General features: G+C 68.2%; 1 protein-coding gene. It reads right to left on the bottom strand.

Going from position 1 to position 233, the window contains the following annotated elements; translation table 11 throughout:
• Positions 1-233 (bottom strand): HlyD family secretion protein (locus Q5L94_RS14175; RefSeq protein WP_317498987.1); only part of this gene is annotated, 233 nt, incomplete at both ends.

The raw sequence follows: 233 nt of genomic DNA, 5'->3' as shown, positions 1-233 counted from the left end.
CCTTGGCCGGGTGTCGACCTCGACCTCGGCGGAGAGACCAGGGGTGAGGAGGCCCTTCAGGTCCGCCGGCGGCGTCAGACGAATTCGCACCGGCACGCGCTGCACGATCTTGGTGAAGTTGCCGGTGGCGTTGGAGGGGGGGATCAGTGCGAACTGAGCGCCTGTGCCCGGCGCGAAGCTATCCACCACGCCTTCAATGGCCCGATCGGGCAGGGCGTCGAGCTTCACCCGCA

Origin of the sequence: Idiomarina sp. Sol25, assembly GCF_033052775.1 — a bacterium.
Taxonomy (GTDB): Bacteria; Pseudomonadota; Gammaproteobacteria; order Enterobacterales; family Alteromonadaceae; genus Idiomarina.
The sequence above is the reverse complement of the archived record's forward strand: the minus strand, read 5'-3'. Positions and strand labels throughout refer to the sequence as shown.